This window comes from Ruegeria sp. D3 (genome assembly GCF_056534465.1).
The window spans coordinates 1-17,286 of the sequence record NZ_JBQFPK010000003.1 but is presented as its reverse complement, the minus strand read 5'-3'; the positions used below and the strand labels follow the sequence as shown (position 1 = coordinate 17,286).

Below are 17,286 nucleotides of genomic sequence, written 5' to 3'. Positions count from 1 at the left end.
TATTAAATGGATTTTTTTGGAACTACCACCAAATATACCACACCGATCCTAATGTCAGGCGGAGCTTAAACCGAGATTCAAGCAAAGCAGATGATCTGCTTGCTGTCTCATAGAAGCCACTCATGCAGAGCTCAACGTATGCCGGCGATGAGCTCAAAACGGCTATCGCCGCGATAGCCAAGTGCAGTAGATTCTAGAAAAAGCAGATTGCGCATAGTCCACTTACGAGACGAAGCAGATTAGAAAGCTTGCGTTGAACAACGACCACATCGAAGCATTACAACCCGCCTATAGAAGGCAACTCAATCCTCACTCCGCCACAAGTGCTACAATATCACTGCAGGGCTCAGAATGGTCGTGATTGGCCGAATTTATTTTGTTGAATGTTCCTCGATACACCAAAGCGAAAACGGGTGGAGTGAAGTAAAACGATACAACGGTTGACAACAGAACGCCTCCGGCGATTGCCACGGCGAATGGTGGCCAAAATGCACCTCCGCCCAATATCAGAGGCAGGAAGCCGCCAAATGTTGTGACCGTAGTCGAGACAATGTGACGGCTGGAACCAATAACGACGCGAGCCATGGCCGCCTGATCGCCCTGGCTGGCCTGCCGGTCTTGTTGCAACCCAGTCAAGATAATGATTGCAGCGTTGATCGAAACCCCGATTGAACCAATGACCCCAATTATCGCGTTTATTCCAAATGGGAATTGCATAACTGCCAGCGACAACATTGAAAGGCCTGCGGATAGAACGCAAACGACCAAGGTCACAAGTGTCAGGCGGAACGAGTTAAAGGTTAGCACGATGGTCGCGATGGAAAGTGTTACGATCAAACCCACGGACGCGAGCAGATTACCCACGGTATTGGATCGAGCATCACTGTCACCGCCTAAAGTCATCTTGTAGCCTTGCGGCAGATCAAACTCCGACGCGTCAAGCGCTGCTAATACGTCCTGCAATGCTTCTTCAGGCAAAACACCGGGCACTATAAACGCCTGTATAGTGTTCTCGCGCGTGCCATCCGTTCGGGTTATGACGCTTTCGGCCGGTTCGATCACTGGCCGGGCTAGTTCTGACAACGGCACGCCGGGAAAAACTCCGATCGCAGATATTTCAGCAGCGTTCGGCAAAAGGATCGGCATACTGACAATTGCGCTAAGATCTGATCGTACCTCGTCGCCTAAGCGAACGCGTACTGGCAGTTGTTCTGTCCCTTCGATCAGTGATCCGCCGGTAATGCCCACAAGCGCCGAGTCCATCTGGCCAGCTATATCCGCTACATCCAGCCCCAGCAGACGGGCTTTGACTTCATCAATCTCGAACCGAATTTGGGGATTGCCTCCGTTCACACTCGCACGCGCCTGGGTCACCAAATCGAGATTTGCCATGACCGAACGCACTTCGTCGCCCAGATCGCGCAAAACCGTGATGTCCTGTCCCTGAATTTTGACTTCAACCGGTGCGGCGACTGGGGGGCCCTGTACAAGATTGCGAACGATGATCTGAGCGTCAGGAAAGTCGACATCTAGACGGTTCTGCAACGCTCCAACAAGGCGGGCAGCGTCGTCGGCCGTGTCGGTCGTGATCATGGCTTGTGCAAACCCAGGCTCGCGAGAACGGTTACCAACGATGTTGTAGTAGAATGCCGGGCCAGACTCACCCACAGTCCAGTAAACACTCTTGACGCCGTCATCGGCCAGTAGGATTTCGTCAATCCGTCGCGCGGTTGCTTCGGTGGTGGCGATTGAAGTTCCACCTGGCATGTCGACCTCGATATAGAACTGGTTTCGGTCGACGCCCGGAAAGAACTGCGCAGTCAGGGTTGGAAAGGCCGCAAAGCCAAGCACGGGCAAGACCAATGCCAACGCGATGGATCGCACCGGATTAGCAACGGACAATCGAATTGACGCCTCAAACAAGCGGGTAAGCGGGGGGATACTGATACCACGGCTCAGCATTCCTGCGTCAGGGCGATCGGATAGTAACCAGCCGGCAACGGCTGGAGTGACTGTCAACGCCACAACCAAGGACCAGACAAGCATAAGCACGACGGCTATAGCGATAGCACCGACAAAGTCGCCAGCGGGCCCCGGAAGCAAGATCATCGGCGTGAAGGCAAGCGCCGTTGTCACAGTCGACGCCAGCAACGGCGTAGCCAACCGGCGAACAGCATCTCGCACGGCCGCAAGCCGTTCCAACCCATCCTGCAGACGGCGCCGAATTTCATCGGTCATTACGATCGCTGCGTCGACCAGCAAACCGAGTGCAACAATCAGACCCGTTACGGACATCTGATGAATTGGCAATCCAATCATGTTCATTGTTGCCAAAGTTGCCAATGAGACAACCGGCAACACCAAAGCGACAATCGCTGCTGCCCGCACACCCAAGGTAAAGAACAAAACAGCCACGACCAGAGCCACGCCAATAGCCATGTTGATCCCAACCTCTGACAAACGATCCGTCGTGTATTGGCTTTGATCAAACAGCAGTATTTCCTTCACGCCCAAAGGTACCGATGCGGCCCCGGCCTCAAGCTCATCCCGAAGAAAACCAGTCCAGCGGTCGATCTGTACGCCATCCTGCGCCATTACCCCGACTAAAACGGACGGATTGCCGTTGGCAAACGCGATTGAAGACTGCGGTTCGCGCGCGCCACGGTCCACGCTGGCAATATCTCCGAGCTGCACAACGGCACCTTCCGCGTTTTCACGCAGGACGATGCTCCTAATACGGTCCAGAGTTTCAATTTCACCGCTGATGCCTATGGTCAGGTCGACATCGGACTGCAACCGCCCAGACTGAACCTTTCCATCTGCTTCGGCGATTCTCTGCGAAATTTCTGCGGCGCCAAGCCCAAGCGCAGCGGCCTTGTCCATATCGACACTTACGAGCACCTCTTCTTCCGGCTGACCGAAATAGTCCACTGCCCGCGTAGCAGGTATCGCGCGCAATCTGTCACCCAACGCTTCGGCATGACGCGAAAGCAAAGTTATCGGAAAGTCAGGCTCTTCGGCCGCGACCGCAATAACAGCAGAATAGGCAGAAATACCCTCGGCATCGAATTCCGGCTGCCCCACTCCACTCGGAAACTTTTGTCGAGCGTCTTCAACCGCATCCCGAGCCTCGGCCCAAACCTGCTCAATCGTGGCCTCGTCCAGCGTCTCGAGCAATTCCACCGAAACAACCGAAACGCCCGAGCGGGATACAGAACTGATTTCATCCACCTCGGCAATTTTCCGAAGCTCTTCTTCGATTTCTGCAGTAACCAACGCTTCGACCCGTTCAGGGTCTGCACCCGGGAACTGCGTCGTAACAGTAGCGAAGAGGTTGGTAATCGTTGGGTCTTCCTGCCGCCCCAGTGATAGGAACGAAGACAGGCCTGCAGATACAAGCACCATAATTATGAGGGCGACGAGCCGGAGATGGCGAAAGGTAAGGGTTTCCATCATGTCGCTCCGTCACTCGCCAATGGTGAAGTCGACGCGCTGACCGACGGTAACGCGCTGCGGCCCTTGATCAATCAGGACGGTGCCTTCAGGAAAAACGCCTCGCACAAATACACGGTCATCTTCGGCATGAAGCACTTCGACCGTTGCCAGTCGCACAGTCTTCTGCGCGTCGGCAACCAGCAACGTCCATTGCCCGCGCGTCCCCTCTTTTAGTGAAGTCGTGGGCACCCAGGTTCCTGCGTTCTGGACGGGATCAAGTACATGCACCCGGGCAGTTTGTCCGAAGGCAACGTCCGGTCTGTTCCTAAGATCGAAAAGCGCAGTTCGGGTTCGGGTTACCGGATCAATATCGGGTCGCAAAGTTGCAAGGTCGGCCCTATAGCTTTGATCTTCTATTTCAATTTCAACGTCGGATAGCAACGCAGGGTCAACGTCGAGCGGGATACCGATCCGAACCTGCGGCGACACGACCTCGACTATTCCGAAAACCAACTGGCCCGAACGCAAAGTCTCTCCGCCGTCCACGTGCCGAGCGGTTATTTGACCCGCAAAAGGTGCCTCGATGCTGGATTTCGCGATCCGAACGGTGACGTCACGCAATCCCGCATCCAATTCCCCAATTCTGGAAAGCAATTCATCTTGCTGGGAAACTGCCTCATCGAGGCGGGCCTGACTGGTAAAGCCTTGCTCGATGAGTTTAGCGTTTCGCTCGACGGTTTTCTTTGCGAATGCAAGTTGGGCTGCAATGGCATCGCGTGATGCTGACAGTCTTTCGCGTTCGACCTCCAACAAAGCTACGTCCAGCGTTGCGAGAAGCTGGCCCTTAGCGACCTCGTCACCCTCATCCACCAGGATGTGGTCCAGCGTACCATTCAATTCGAAAGAGATATCCGCTGAACGCTGAGGTTCGACTTGTCCGATGAATACACGGTCGACCGTGTAGGCGCTCTCCGACGTGATGAGCGTTGCTGAAACGGGGGTCACTGCGGCCGCTTCCGGTGAAGGAACAGCATCTGCCCTACGATTAAGCTCTGAAGCGCCTAGGTAAACTGCAGCAGCAGCGACGGCAATAAAGCAGATAGTTACCAAGAGACGCACAATACCGCGCAGCATACGCGAAAATAGGTTCGGCTTGGTCGTTTCAGTTGATAAATCCGCAGGACTCGACATTTGGGGACCTCATCAAGTTAGCATCTCTAACATATGTTAGAAGTTCTCACTTTGACAAGGAATACGTGATCTGGCACATGTTGGATCATGAGCAGCACAGAAAAATATCACGCAACAACCAGCCATTCAGTAAGCAAGAAAGCCTACCATCACGGCGATCTCCGCGCTGCGCTGATCGAGGCAACGCGGCAGTTGGTTGAAGAAAAAGGACCAGACAGGTTCTCCGTTTCCGAGGCCTGCAGACGGGCGGGCGTATCGACTGCGGCGCCGTACAAACACTTCAAAGATAAGACAGAAATGCTGGTCGCGACAGTTCTGGAAGGGATGGACCGTCACCGAAGCAAAATGCTAGCAGCGCTTGACGGCATTCCTGAAGGATCTCCCGAGCGCATTACTGCAATCGGTATGGAGTATATTGCTTTCGCCTTAAGTGAGCCCGGGATATTCAGATTAAAATTTGGCGGCTTTACAGACCGCATCGCGGATCCCCGACTGGAAGAAGGCGGTCAGCAAAACTTTTCGATTCTGCTAATTGAGGTTGCAAAATGCCTTGGGGAACCGGGAATCACAGAAGAAGTCCGTCGTCGTGGTTTTTTGTTGTGGAGCTTCGTGCACGGGCTGTCTTTCATTCTGCACGATAGGAGACTTGCGGAAAAAGGCGAAGAGTTTGATCTGCACGCTATTCTTGAGGACGTTTCGGAAAGAATTCTGAATTAATCGTTCTTTATCGAAAAAACGTGACTGGCCGCTGATAGGATACAATCTAGAGCATTATCACGCAGACTTCGACGCGACTGCCTAGGTTCACAAAAATAGGCATTAACATTGCGTACCGAATGTCCGTGCTACAGCCAAGGTACTTTTGCGCCAATGCTAAGTACTGAGATCCGCTGTTCAAACAAAAAACGCTACTGACAGGAACGTTGGCGCAGCGGTCACTGAGGAACTACGCACAGAACGTCTTCTTCGGGCCGCTAGTTACCGATGCAGCGCGGTCAACCGACGGCGACTACGCACGGAAAGCTGACTTCGCAAAGCCTCGCGCTCGGCCCGCAGATCGTGAACACCACCTGGCAAATTCCTGCCGGGGAATAAACTGGGCTCTTTTCACAGGCCGAAAGATCGCCTTAAAACTCTAAAACCACTCATACCGGCAATGTAGTTTCTTGCAAAACAGCGACAGCAAAACGAATGCCAAATGGCAGCGCCTACCCGGCGCTGCGCGTACTGCGTTTGCGATGGGGTTTTTTGTTCTTGTATCTGCCTGTGCTCAGAGTTCAAAGGACGCGGATCTCGACCCAGAACGTCAGTCCATGGCGTTGCTCGAGGTCTCACAAAAACAAGCTCGAGGACAAAGGGTGTGGTGCGTACCCTACGCACGCAACCTCAGTGGCATCGAAATTCGCGGAAACGCCAAGGACTGGTGGGGCAAAGCGCGCAATAATTTTGAGCGAGGCAGTGAACCGGTTGTCGGAGCGGTCATGTCCTTTAGAGCAACCCGAGGGATGCCCCTTGGTCACGTGGCTGTCGTATCCGATGTTATCACCGACAGGGAAGTCGTCGTAAACCATGCCAACTGGCACCGCAACAAGGTATCATTGAAAATGGGCGTCAAGGATGTATCCAAAAACAATGATTGGACGTTGGTCCGGGTTGAAAGCCATCCGGGGAGATATGGCAGTTTTTACCCGGTGAACGGTTTCATTTATCCCAAATTCGGCGGTTAGCCTTCATCAATTATACGTCGCATCGCGCGCAAATCCGACGGATGCGTCACAAGCGGCCGGCGGGCGCAAGCGGGTCAAGGACAGAAAAGACGGCTTACCCTTCCAGCATTGTTTTTTGGTGTTGGCTGTATCCACCTACCGCTAGACTACGATCATGCTAAGGTCAGCCGCCTTCAAAACCATCATGCTTGCGCTTGTCATCGCGCTCGTCATCATTGGAGTTTGGCTCACGATTCAAAGACAAAGCCTTCCCTGGAACTGGGCAGAGCTTCAAAACTTCCGTGAGAAAGAAATACCCATCCCGTTGGCGGCCGCTTTCCGGGATGACGTCGGGTTTGTCTGCATAAACACACCTTACTCTGACCCGACACAACTACCGAAAGACAGCTCTACGTCACTGGTTGATCAGCTCGACATCTCTTGAGTGCCGGAGAACGCCATTCGGTTCTCGCTGTTCAACCCGGAAATGAAGCTTATTCATGAATACGACCAGCCTTTTGTTACCGACCAACTTGTTTTTTCCAACACTGGATTACGCGGCTTTTGCGGGCCGGCTGGAGCGCTCAGGCTAAGAGTTCATGGCGCGCCCGAGCGGCTTTTGATCAAACTGTTGTACCCTGACTAACGGGCATCCGCCTTCGCGATTAGAAAAACAAACCTTGGTTCAAGATCGGCAAGCTGCAGAAAAGTCCGCAAAATAGGCATTCAACCTACTTGGCCGCGCCAGAGGGAACCGCAAGCGGCTGCTTTGGATTCGCGTTAGACCTAGTAGTGGACAGGCCCCCTCCGATTGATACTCTTCTTGTTCATACGCGCAAAGGAGCTTGGCAATGCATCCGACTGAAAAGATCGTAAGGCAATTCCACGAATCTTGGGACATGCGTGATCCCGAACGCGGCGTTGCTGTTATTGCGAGCGACTGCCAGTTCGAGGATATCCCACGAAGCGAGAGCCAGATCGGACCTGAGGGCTACAGAATGGACTATGAACGCTGGCGACGCGCGTTCCCCGATGGAGAGGTGAAGGTCACAAACGTAGTAGTAGATGGTGACAGAGCAGTGGTTGAGTTTATTAATCGCGGAACCCATACCGGCCTTCTTGAGTCTTCGCTTGGATCGTTCGAACCAACTGGTAGGTGGCAAGAGACGCGCTATTGCAGTGTTATGCGGGTCAAGGATGGCAAAGTAGTAGAAGGTCGGGATTACTACGATGCTGCTTCTATCGCTCAGCAGCTGGGTCTCGTGTCATGACGAAACATCTCAAGGCATACTGGCCATCTCGCTAACTAACGTTGAACGTCGGCTTGGTCTACACAGCGGTCACTGATGCACTGCGCCGCGAACGACTGCTCTGAGCCCGAAGGCGACTTAGAAATTAAGTGCAGCATTTGTCGCTAAGGGCGGCAAACGGAAGTTCGCTGCGGATAGCACGGAGGTCTCCTTTCCCATCGATTGCTCCCGGCGAAGGGCTCGCCGGTTCATGCATCTCTTCGGCATTACCTTGGGCGACCGAGGTCCCAAGAGATTTCGGTAGCTGAAAAGTCGCAGCGGGGTCAGGCTAATCTGCAGGCGCACCGGCAATTTGGGCCTCTTGTGCCTCCTTCTTGCGCCAATCTTTCGGGGACATGCCGAAGTTCCGCGTGAAAGCACGGGTCAGGGCCGATGTTTCGGATAAGCCGACCAATTGGGCAATCTCTTTGATCGAGTGATCAGACCCGGTGAGCAACTCCGAGGCCCGTTCCATCCGGAGTCTGTTGATCACCTTGGAAGCCGTTGTCCCGTAGGAGGACAAGCGCTTGTTGAGCACCTTGGTGGTGATGCTGCACATCCGGGCGGCCTCGCTCACCGTCAGCGCCGGATCGGACAGCCTTGACCGCACGAGAATTTCGAAGCCTTCGAGGTAGTCCAGGGGCACATCGACCTGAACCGGTTCTTCGATATCATTGTCGTGGTTCGCGAGGACCTCGGGGTTGATTGGAAGCGACAACCAGGCCACCGGAAAGCGGATCGAGAATCCCCTGTTGTTGCACTTGATGCCCCGCACGCCATGAAACTGCTCCGGCAATAGGGTCGGGTCACACAGGCGCAGAACAACCTGGGTTGGATCCCATCTGAAGTCGAGAACGCGGTGCAGCAGGGAGATCCAGATCCCAACGAGAAAGGCGTCCGAATGGCTCGGCGACGCCTCGGGTTCGAAGTTGCGGCTGGTGGTGAAGTAGGCGTGTTCCTCCTCGATCACGAGCCGGAAGGACACCGCGTTGCTTTCCTTCGAGACGATCTGGGTGAACCGGGTGAAGAAATCGCCAAGGGTCACCGACTGGCCGAGGAGCGCGCCACGCGGCAGGAAGTTCAACAGGTCTGTCTGTTGCCCAGCCAATGCGCAGATATCTGGCCGTGTCACATCGGCGATAGTGGTCAGCGCTGCATAGACCGTGTCATGCGGGATGAAGGCGGCCGGGTTCAGGACCTGTTCCTCGCACAGACCATGCAGCCCAAGCGCGAAGGCGGGGTCCACATCGAGCCGCCGCATCATCGCCACGACCGGACCGAGAACCGTAGCACGCACGAGGGACAATCCGTCCTTTTGTTCTCCTTGCGGCATCCACATCACCCTTTCGCTCTCCACCACGCTACGGGCGCGCGCGCCTGAAGGCCAAGCAGAAATTGGCTGAAATTGACCGGATCGGGTCAGAAAAACGCACCACGGGATCAGCGGGTCAAAAGAATCTCGGGGCACATGTGCATAGTGGGAGGACCGGTCCGCAGGAAGACCGACCCTTGGGAGGACACCGAATGACAACACTCAACCTGAAGGCGTTGCTGCCGGCCATGTCCATGGCAGTTGCGTTGACGACCACCGCTATTGCGCAGGATATCCCCAACATTCCATCAGAGGTCACGCTGTTCAAAAACGTGATGGTCTTCGACGGGGTGAATGACGGCTTGAAAGATGTCGACGTGCTCGTCGTCAAGAACAAGATTCACAAGATTGCAGAGGGCATTCCCGAATCCGGGACATGGGAGGTCCAGGTACAGACAGGCGGAAGCAAGCGCCTGCCCGACCCTGTTGGCGGTATCGACGGCTATTCTTTCACTGTCCAGACCGAACGCGGAATCGAGACCAAAGAGGTCAAGGTCAATGTGATCGACGGCGGCGGACGCACCTTGATGCCGGGCCTGATCGACAGCCATGTGCATGTGAATATGTACAAGGATGGCACGATCCCGGGCCTTCAGGACACGACTTGGGAAGAGATCGGCGCACGTTCTGCGGCCTTTGCGCAGGAAATGCTGGCGATGGGCTTCACAACGGTGCGCGACATGTGCGGTGCACATGGTGGACTTCGTGCGGTAATCGACGAGGGTTCGCTTCCCGGACCACGGATCTACTCATCCGGTGCCTGCCTCAGCCAGACCGGTGGTCACGGCGACTGGGGGATCGCCGGGCAGCGCAAGAACGAAAGCAATCTTGAACGTCTGGAGATCACGCGGCTTGTCGACGGCCCTGCCGAAGTACTCCACGGCGCGCGGCGTAACTTTGCGCTTGGGGCCAACTACCTCAAGATCATGGTCAGCGGCGGTGTGACCTCTATCAAGGACCCGATCTACCAGTCCGCCTTTACTGACGCGGAGATCGCCGCAGCCGTCGAGGTGGCCGGGGACATGGACTCCTATGTCGCCATGCATGTCTTCATGGACAGCGACCTGTCGCGCGCGCTCGATCTCGGGGTCAAGGTGGTGGATCACGGCCTGACCATCACGGAGCCGACCATGCAGAAGCTGGTGGAAAAGGGGGCATTCTTCTCGCCCAACTTGACCGCGCTGGCGCCCGAGGCGCTGGAGCATCCGATGCATCAGGACCCGACCTTCCCGCCGACGGCGAAGTTCCTGTGGTTGCGGAAAAACAGCGAGCAGTTGTTTGATCTGGTGCGGAAGTACAAGCCGAAGATGGTGTTCGATTCCGACTACGTGCTGCTGACCGGTGTGCCGTACCGGCAGTCGATGGACTTCACCAAGGCTTTCATGGCGCGTGAGTTCGGCAACCTCTGGGCCTTGCAGATGATGACCTCGAATGGCGGCGAGCTGGCCGCGCTGACGGGACGCGGAAACCCCTATCCCGAAGGCAAGCTCGGCGTAATCGAAGAAGGCGCCTATGCCGATATCCTCATCGTTGACGGAAACCCGCTCGAAGACATCACGGCCATCGGCGCTGTCGATACATGGTTTGATGCCGAACCGCGCGGGCAGGAGGTGCCGAGCATTCGCGTGATCATGAAGGACGGCAAGTTCTACAAGAACACGCTGGACTGAACGTTTCGGCGGGGCGCTGGCCCCGCCGTCAACCTTCCGGAGGGGCAAACTCATGAAGCATATTTTCAAGTCCACATTGCTGGCGGGAGTGGTGACGCTCGCCGCAGGCATGTCCTTTGCGCAGGACGAAGCGCTGCCGCAGACCCTGTTCACCAATGTCCATGTTTTTGACGGCGTGAACGAGGCGCGGATCGAAAACGCCAGCGTTCTGGTCGAAGGCAACCTGATCAAGGAGATTTCGACGGACGGGATCGAAGCGCCCAACGCAACCATGATTGACGGCGGCGGGCGCACGCTCATGCCGGGGATGCACGACCAGCATGTGCACCTTACGGTTTTCAACCCGCTCAGCGACGGGTTGCGCCAGAACATCACGCCCTTCCATCTTGGCGGCGTCGCAACGATCCGGTCCGAACGCATCCTGATGAACGGATTCACGACGGTTCGCGATCTGGGCGGACCGGCAAAGTCCATCGCGCGGATCATCGATACCGGCATGTTCCCCGGCCCGAGGATCTATTCTTCCGAGGCTTTCATCACGCAGACATCGGGCCATGCCGATTTCCGTAAGCTGAACGACCGGCATCCTACCCTGTCGGGGCAAGGTCCATTGCATTGGGTCGACACGGATATGAGCTTCATCGCGGATGGCCCGGAGCAGATCCGCATGGCCGTGCGCGAGAACCTGCGCCGCGGCGCAACCCAGATCAAGATCATGGTCAGCGGTGGTGTGACCTCGGAATTCGACCCTCTGCATTCACTGCAATATCAAGACGACGAAATCCAGATGGCGGTGAAAACGGCCGAGCAATGGGGCACCTACGTGACCTGCCACGTGTTCACCGAACAGGCGATCCGCAACTGTATCGACAACGGGGCAAAAACCGTCGAGCACATCCCGTTTCTGACTGCCGAAGTGGCCGAAGAGATGGTCGACAAACAAGTCATGTTCGCAACTGCGGTAGCACCGGTCTACTCGGTTTCAACCGAGCAGGCAGAGGCGTTTTATACGCCAGCCTCGTTCGCCAAATGGAAGAGCGTCCGTGACGCCGCCGCCAACATGATCGAGGTGATCCAGACGACACCGGGCATGATCGACCTCTACACGCTAGGCACCGATCTCATCAACAACTGGGACCAGACACTTGAGCAGGACAAGAAAATGAACGACGAGTTCAAATACCTGCACGAGGCCAAGTTCAAACCCTTTGACATTCTGCGGATGGCCACATCGAACGGCGCCCGCATGAACCGGCTTACGGGCCTGAACAACCCGTACCAGGATGGCCCGCTCGGCGTGGTCGAGGAAGGCGCTTACGCGGATCTCCTGCTGGTCGATGGCAACCCGCTCGAAGACATCCTGCTTCTGGCCGATCCTGATCCCAACCTGAAGGTCATCATGAAGGACGGCGTGATCTACAAGAACACGCTGGACTGAGGTGAGCACGGGGCGGTCTCCCTCGTCCGCCCCGCGTTTTCATCCGACACAAGTATCCGGGAAAGGACAGACTGTGAAACATCTCGCCTTTGGTACTCTCATGGCCCTCTGCGGCTCGATGGCCACCGCCGAAGACGCTGCAAACATGCGCACCTTTCTGTTCATCGGCACTTCCAACAGCGCCGCCTGGGAGATGCAGATCGCCAATCCCGGAGACCGCGCGGCCTCGGTGAAAGGTGGGATCGAGGCGCTCGGTGGAGAGCTTCTGAGCTACTACTGGGGGCTGGGGAACGGGAAGAACTACATCACCGTGGCCCTTCCGGACGACCCGACCTTCATCCAGGCCTTTTATGTCAGCCGCCTCGGCGACGGGCTGCTGACCGAATACCAGATGATCGAGTTGATGAGCAGCGCCGACATGGCCGAAGCCCTCGAGCGGGTGCAGGAGATCAAGGCGCAGGACGATCTCAAGTAACCGAAAGACGACGGAGAGGACGACACAATGAAACGAACAACAGGGCTTGCTCTTGCAGTGGTGGTTCTGGGTGGCCCGGCAATTGCTCAATCCGCGCCAAGCGACGAGGAGATCGCCGCCCGCATCGAAAAACTGGTCGAGATGGCCGACCCGCGCGGCGATGAGGCGCGTAGGGGCGATCTGGCATATCGGGAGCGCTATGCCGACGCCTTCATGATCGACGCGTTGGCGGTCGGATCGCCGGGGTTCGAGAGTATTGCTTTCCTGCTGAAGGATTGGGAGAGCCTTGCGGATCATTACGAGGGGTCCGGGTTCGCGGCCTTCAGCACGACAATTTCGAACGGCTCGGAAGGCGCGCTCGCGGTGCTGGAACGTATCGACGTGATGCAGAAATGGGTCGAGGAGAACGCTGAGCGCTTCGTGATTGCCACGACCGTTCAGGATCTGCGGGATGCCAAGGCTGCCGGAAAGGTCGCGATCATGCTCAATTCCCAGAGCATGGACATGCTGGATGAGAACCTCGAAAACGTCCAAAGATACTGGGATCTCGGCATCCGGCAGATGAACTTCAGCTACAACCAGACCGGCGCCTATTCCGCCGGCATGGTCGCCAACGATCCGGCTATTCCCGATAACGGCGTGACCGAGTTGGGCTACAAGGTCGTCGCCGAGATGAACCGTGTTGGCATGATCGTCGATTGCTCGCATTCCTCCTGGCAGACCTGCCTTGACGCCGCCGAGATCACCGCGAAGCCGATGATGATCTCTCACAGCAACTCTGATGCGCTCTTTGGCAATTTCCGAAACGTCACGGACGCGGCCATCCGCGCGGTTGCGGCAACCGGCGGCGTGGTGTGTGTCAATTTCCTTGGCGGCTTCCTGAATCCGCAAGGGGACGCCACCCCCAAGGCGATAGCCAAGCATATCGACTATATCGGCCAGATGGTCGGCAAGCAGGCGACATGTTTCGGTGTTGACTACGTGGAGAACTACGGTGTCGCCCTCGGTCCGATCATCAGCAACCCGGAGAAATACCCGCCGGCGCAGGGCTATGGCCTGCCGACGCAAATGGCGCCGCCCGCCGATGCCTGGGCTGTCGCGCAGGTTCTGGAAGACGAGCATGGCTGGAGCGAGGCCGAGATCCGCGCGTTGATGGGCGAAAACCTCATGCGCGTCTACGAGGCCAACTGGGGCGGGTAGGTCTTCTCCAAGGCTGCGAAAGTGTTGCGTTGGGCGGTCAATTGATCGCCCGAGCAGGGGACGAACAGGGAATGGAACACCAGATGATATTCAACCATGCCCGCAGGGGCCGGCGACACTCATGTTGATGATCGCAATTGGCCTGCTGTCCGCGTTCTTCTTGTTCGCCAGTTCGATCAAGATCCTTGGCTGGCAGAAACTCATCTTCGAAACGCAACTGGCGATGTTCGTCAAATACGGGCTGAATCGTCAGATCATGGCGCTTGTCGGGGTCGTCGAGCTGTTTGGGGCGGTGGCGATCTGGTTTCAGGGCAGCCTGCTCGGGCCGCTCGGGGCCGCCGCCCTTCTGGGCACGTCGCTTGGCGCAATCGGCTGCCACCTGATCTGGGACACATGGAAAGACGGCGTGCCCGCCATGATTACCGCCACCTTGTCGGCCTTGGTTCTCTAGTCCGGTCGGGATGTGGTTCTGGCGATACTTGCATAAACAGGCCGAAGAAAACCAAAAGCAACAAGAGAGAACTGACATGGGACAGGCAAGGCTTCTCGGTACGGTCATCGTTGCTGGCTTCTGGGTCTCAACCGGAGCCATCGCGCAGGAAAGCCCGCCACCCTCCGCCCTGGAGGCCGCCGCCGCAGTCTCGCTGGGTGGCCCGGCCTCCACGCAGGCCCAACTGGAGCAGGACCGGATCCGACGGTTGCAGGACTCTCGCTGGCCGGGGCTGGATGCCGCATTGGACCCCTTGGAGGCATCGCGACAAAGCTTTGCCGAACGCACCGGCCTGAACCTTTCCTTTGATTACCAGGCCTATTATCAGTCTGCGACCGAGAGCCTGACCGATATCGAAGAAGCCGCTTTGGGCCAGGCCCGCATTCTTGGCCAGTGGACGCTGCTCAACCGCGGTGGTGAAAACCCCGGGCAACTTGTCTTCTCATTGGAGAATCGCCACCTGCTTGGCACAGACATTGCGCCCGGAGGGCTTGCCGGAGAGATCGGCTATGCGGGCGTCACCGCAACGACTTTCAGTGACACCGACACGACCCTCTCCGTCGCCTACTGGTCCCAGACTCTCGCCGGCGGGCGGGCCGGCTTCGTGGCCGGCCGGATCGATCCGGGAGACTACTCGGACATCCTCGGCTACGTGAACCCACGCACCACGTTTTCCAATTTCTCGATCCTGTTCAGCCCGGTCCTGCCGCTCCCCGATCCCGGCTTCGGAATCGCGGGGGGCGGTTTCCTGACCGACCAGATCTATGCCCTCGGTGTCTTGTCGGACGCGAACGGCTCGCTGACCGATGTCGAGTGGTTCCCCGGTGGCCCCGAATTCTACAAATACGCCGAGATCGGATGGACCCCCGAACGCTCGAAGCGTTTTCTAACCAACGTTCACCTCGGCGTGTTTCACGTCGACGAACGCGCAGAGGCGGGCCTGCCGGAAAGTTACGGGGCGATCCTGTCAGCCAACCACACGATAAACGAGGAGTTCATGATCTACGGACGTTTCGGCTGGTCGGAGGGGGAGGCGCCGATCGCCCGGCGTGCGGCCAATGCCGGTCTTTTATGGCGGCCGGGCCTCTATGACGACCTGTTCGGGTTCGGCGCAACGGTCGCTGCCCCGGTGGATGAAACACTCGACACCCAGACGACGATGGAAGCCTTCTACCGGTTGGACCTGTCGGACAATGTCGCCCTGACGGCGGATGTCCAGCACCTGATCAACCCGGGCTTCAACGATCAGGACCCGACCGTGTTCGGCCTGAGGCTGCGGATCAATCTTTGACCCGCAATGACTTTCGGCGCGCATTCCCGATGCCCGGCGTCCGTGCCGGTTGTCGAAGCGGTGCCTGGTCAGGCAGTGAATTGACCTGCCTGGTTACAACAGTCTGCGGCTTGATGAACAGAAACCTGCGTGTTCAGCGTATGTAGCTCAACTTGCCGACTTGCTGTGTTTCCGAAAACTGCCGTTCCCGGTGTGTGACCCAAGAGTCCGCTAAGGGCCGATTGCGACCTCTTGCACTAAGAGACCGATTGGCGGCTTCGTCCGCAGATCAGTCATTCGTGTCTGGCGCGGCGAATGACCGCGTTGAGCCCATAGTGACCGATGCTGCGCGATCAACCGACGGCGGCTATGCGCAGAAAGCAGACTCTGCAAAGTCCGGTTGACCACATTGTCCACCAAAGGCGACAGTTCTGCTTCGCGACTGGGCTATACATAGCCCTCAAAGCGTATTGTTTGCGGGACTTCAGTTGCACCGTTTTCCTGAGCGAGTAGGGCGCGTGCTGACGAAAAGGTAGCAAGCGCAAAAAGAACAAGAAGGGCCTTTATCATCGTAGCGCCTCGGATCCGGGTTTTGAACTTGGGCCGGGGTTCACAAATGATCGCCCCGGCCAGCGTCAGGGCAAACGAGGTAGTTCTTGCCCTGAAACATCGTACTTTCGCCTAATTTAGAAGATCACCGACGATGCCGACGGCATCGACCACGGTAGACAGGTCATTCGTAACTTCGAGGACTTCGTCATCGACCAGAATGTAGCGGTTTCCTTTGCCCGGCTCCCCAAGCTTCCATTTGGAAAGGTCCCCAATATCCTCGAACTCCAGGTCAGATGGGAGCTTGGCACCGCGCGTGTAGCGCTTGATCTGTCCAGGTGGTACAGCTTTTGGGCCTTTGCCGGGTTTGTCTTCTATCTGAATGCTGACATCACCGTTCTTGCCCCCCTTGTTCGGCTTTTTACCCTTGTTGTCTTTGGCATGGGCATCGCTGCCTCCAAGGATGAAAAACACAACTGCTAAGGCTGCAAGAATTCCGTATGCAATCTTCATAGATTGTTCCTTTGCTTCCCAACTTCATTCGACCGGCGTTGAAAATTCCGGCACGCGCTTGATCTCTCTTAGTTGCCCTTTGGCACACCCCTTAGTGACTGCCTTCACCCCGCATTAGAAAACGATCCGGGTTCTTAGACCGAACAGGGTAATCCGGTCCTGATCGGGATTTAGAAGCGGGTCGGAAATGAATTGTACCGATGGCGTGATCTGCAGTCCGGGTGAGATTGAAAAGCGGTAGAAAGCTTCAAGCGTGAACTGATCGCCATCTATGCCTCTTGCTTCGGCCCAGTTTAGGCCCAGACCGGCCAAATCGGTGTTGCGACCATAGTAACCGAGACCGGCAGAAATCGACCGTTCATAAAGCGCTGCGGTTCCCTTCGAGGCCCCTGCACGGAAGAACGGCATCCATTTATTGTCAACAAACCATGCGGCGGAAAACGCTGCGCCGTAATCTTCTGCTCGACTGCCATCGTCAGCCGCATCCGCATGCCAGAGGGTCAGATGGATATTGTCGAAGTAGATGCGATCAAAGCCGGACGTGTACCCAAGTTCGAGCGACTTGAAGAGATTGCCGTCGCTAAACACATCAAAGTTTGGATCGGACGGGTCGGCGTTTGCGTCTGATACGCTGGCAACGGCGTAGAGGTTCTCGCTCAGCTTTACCCCACCGGCAATACCAAGGCCT

15 protein-coding genes are annotated in these 17,286 nt (G+C 56.7%); 10 read left to right on the top strand and 5 right to left on the bottom strand.

The features are described 5' to 3' along the window. Positions 1–309 precede the first annotated feature (309 nt). Positions 310–3,453, bottom strand: a complete 3,144-nt coding sequence (locus ACR0DX_RS04850) for an efflux RND transporter permease subunit (RefSeq protein WP_480845357.1) — start codon at positions 3,451–3,453, stop codon at positions 310–312. Positions 3,454–3,465: 12 nt separating this feature from the next. Then, positions 3,466–4,440 carry an efflux RND transporter periplasmic adaptor subunit gene (locus ACR0DX_RS04845; protein WP_170353646.1) on the bottom strand — a complete coding sequence of 325 codons (975 nt, stop codon included), beginning with the start codon at positions 4,438–4,440 and terminating at the stop codon, positions 3,466–3,468. Positions 4,441–4,713: 273 nt separating this feature from the next. Between ACR0DX_RS04845 and ACR0DX_RS04840 the strand changes: the two genes are divergently transcribed. The 4 genes from ACR0DX_RS04840 to ACR0DX_RS04825 all read left to right on the top strand — a co-directional run bounded on the left by ACR0DX_RS04840 (position 4,714) and on the right by ACR0DX_RS04825 (position 7,603). Continuing rightward, a complete protein-coding gene (locus ACR0DX_RS04840; protein WP_170353647.1) occupies positions 4,714–5,343 on the top strand; it encodes a TetR/AcrR family transcriptional regulator in 630 nt (209 codons plus the stop codon). Positions 5,344–5,864: 521 nt separating this feature from the next. After that, positions 5,865–6,353: a CHAP domain-containing protein gene (locus ACR0DX_RS04835; RefSeq protein WP_170353648.1), complete on the top strand. Its 489-nt coding sequence runs from the start codon at positions 5,865–5,867 to the stop codon at positions 6,351–6,353. A 424-nt stretch (positions 6,354–6,777) separates the two neighbouring features. Beyond that, positions 6,778–6,978, top strand: coding sequence for a hypothetical protein (locus ACR0DX_RS04830; RefSeq protein ID WP_170353649.1), 201 nt, complete (start codon positions 6,778–6,780; stop codon positions 6,976–6,978). Between the two features lie 205 nt (positions 6,979–7,183). Further along, positions 7,184–7,603, top strand: a complete 420-nt coding sequence (locus tag ACR0DX_RS04825; protein ID WP_170353650.1) for an ester cyclase — start codon at positions 7,184–7,186, stop codon at positions 7,601–7,603. Positions 7,604–7,910: 307 nt separating this feature from the next. On the opposite strand, the gene ACR0DX_RS04820 is transcribed toward ACR0DX_RS04825, so the two are convergent. Beyond that, complete coding sequence (locus tag ACR0DX_RS04820; RefSeq protein WP_170356693.1) at positions 7,911–8,954, bottom strand: helix-turn-helix domain-containing protein; 1,044 nt, start codon at positions 8,952–8,954, stop codon at positions 7,911–7,913. 191 nt (positions 8,955–9,145) lie between these two features. Between ACR0DX_RS04820 and ACR0DX_RS04815 the strand changes: the two genes are divergently transcribed. The 6 genes from ACR0DX_RS04815 to ACR0DX_RS04790 all read left to right on the top strand — a co-directional run bounded on the left by ACR0DX_RS04815 (position 9,146) and on the right by ACR0DX_RS04790 (position 15,557). Continuing rightward, entirely contained in the window at positions 9,146–10,663 is a 1,518-nt protein-coding gene (locus ACR0DX_RS04815; protein WP_480845353.1) for an amidohydrolase family protein, read from the top strand. Positions 10,664–10,715: 52 nt separating this feature from the next. Then, positions 10,716–12,101, top strand: a complete 1,386-nt coding sequence (locus ACR0DX_RS04810; protein WP_170356695.1) for a metal-dependent hydrolase family protein — start codon at positions 10,716–10,718, stop codon at positions 12,099–12,101. Positions 12,102–12,174: 73 nt separating this feature from the next. Beyond that, on the top strand, positions 12,175–12,576 hold the full coding sequence (locus tag ACR0DX_RS04805; RefSeq protein WP_170356696.1) for a hypothetical protein: 402 nt from the start codon (positions 12,175–12,177) through the stop codon (positions 12,574–12,576). Positions 12,577–12,603: 27 nt separating this feature from the next. After that, complete coding sequence (locus tag ACR0DX_RS04800; protein WP_170356697.1) at positions 12,604–13,776, top strand: dipeptidase; 1,173 nt, start codon at positions 12,604–12,606, stop codon at positions 13,774–13,776. 121 nt (positions 13,777–13,897) lie between these two features. Next, positions 13,898–14,227 carry a DoxX family protein gene (locus ACR0DX_RS04795; protein ID WP_170356698.1) on the top strand — a complete coding sequence of 110 codons (330 nt, stop codon included), beginning with the start codon at positions 13,898–13,900 and terminating at the stop codon, positions 14,225–14,227. A 76-nt stretch (positions 14,228–14,303) separates the two neighbouring features. After that, the gene (locus ACR0DX_RS04790) at positions 14,304–15,557 is read left to right on the top strand and encodes a carbohydrate porin (RefSeq protein WP_170356699.1); all 1,254 of its coding nucleotides are present in this window, start codon (positions 14,304–14,306) and stop codon (positions 15,555–15,557) included. A gap of 660 nt (positions 15,558–16,217) precedes the next feature. Here ACR0DX_RS04790 and ACR0DX_RS04785 read toward each other — a convergent pair. Both ACR0DX_RS04785 and ACR0DX_RS04780 read right to left on the bottom strand, forming a co-directional pair. Continuing rightward, the gene (locus tag ACR0DX_RS04785; protein ID WP_170337130.1) at positions 16,218–16,598 is read right to left on the bottom strand and encodes a hypothetical protein; all 381 of its coding nucleotides are present in this window, start codon (positions 16,596–16,598) and stop codon (positions 16,218–16,220) included. 114 nt (positions 16,599–16,712) lie between these two features. Then, on the bottom strand, positions 16,713–17,286 hold a 574-nt coding region (locus ACR0DX_RS04780), incomplete at its 5' end, for a carbohydrate porin (RefSeq protein ID WP_480845348.1).

Coding starts and splice junctions, on each gene's coding strand:
- ACR0DX_RS04850 (WP_480845357.1), bottom strand. CDS start 3,453: ATGGAAACCCTTACCTTTCGCCATCTCCGGCTCGTCGCCCTCATAATT.
- ACR0DX_RS04840 (WP_170353647.1), top strand. CDS start 4,714: ATGAGCAGCACAGAAAAATATCACGCAACAACCAGCCATTCAGTAAGC.
- ACR0DX_RS04835 (WP_170353648.1), top strand. CDS start 5,865: ATGGGGTTTTTTGTTCTTGTATCTGCCTGTGCTCAGAGTTCAAAGGAC.
- ACR0DX_RS04825 (WP_170353650.1), top strand. CDS start 7,184: ATGCATCCGACTGAAAAGATCGTAAGGCAATTCCACGAATCTTGGGAC.
- ACR0DX_RS04820 (WP_170356693.1), bottom strand. CDS start 8,954: ATGCCGCAAGGAGAACAAAAGGACGGATTGTCCCTCGTGCGTGCTACG.
- ACR0DX_RS04815 (WP_480845353.1), top strand. CDS start 9,146: ATGACAACACTCAACCTGAAGGCGTTGCTGCCGGCCATGTCCATGGCA.
- ACR0DX_RS04810 (WP_170356695.1), top strand. CDS start 10,716: ATGAAGCATATTTTCAAGTCCACATTGCTGGCGGGAGTGGTGACGCTC.
- ACR0DX_RS04800 (WP_170356697.1), top strand. CDS start 12,604: ATGAAACGAACAACAGGGCTTGCTCTTGCAGTGGTGGTTCTGGGTGGC.
- ACR0DX_RS04795 (WP_170356698.1), top strand. CDS start 13,898: ATGTTGATGATCGCAATTGGCCTGCTGTCCGCGTTCTTCTTGTTCGCC.
- ACR0DX_RS04790 (WP_170356699.1), top strand. CDS start 14,304: ATGGGACAGGCAAGGCTTCTCGGTACGGTCATCGTTGCTGGCTTCTGG.
- ACR0DX_RS04785 (WP_170337130.1), bottom strand. CDS start 16,598: ATGAAGATTGCATACGGAATTCTTGCAGCCTTAGCAGTTGTGTTTTTC.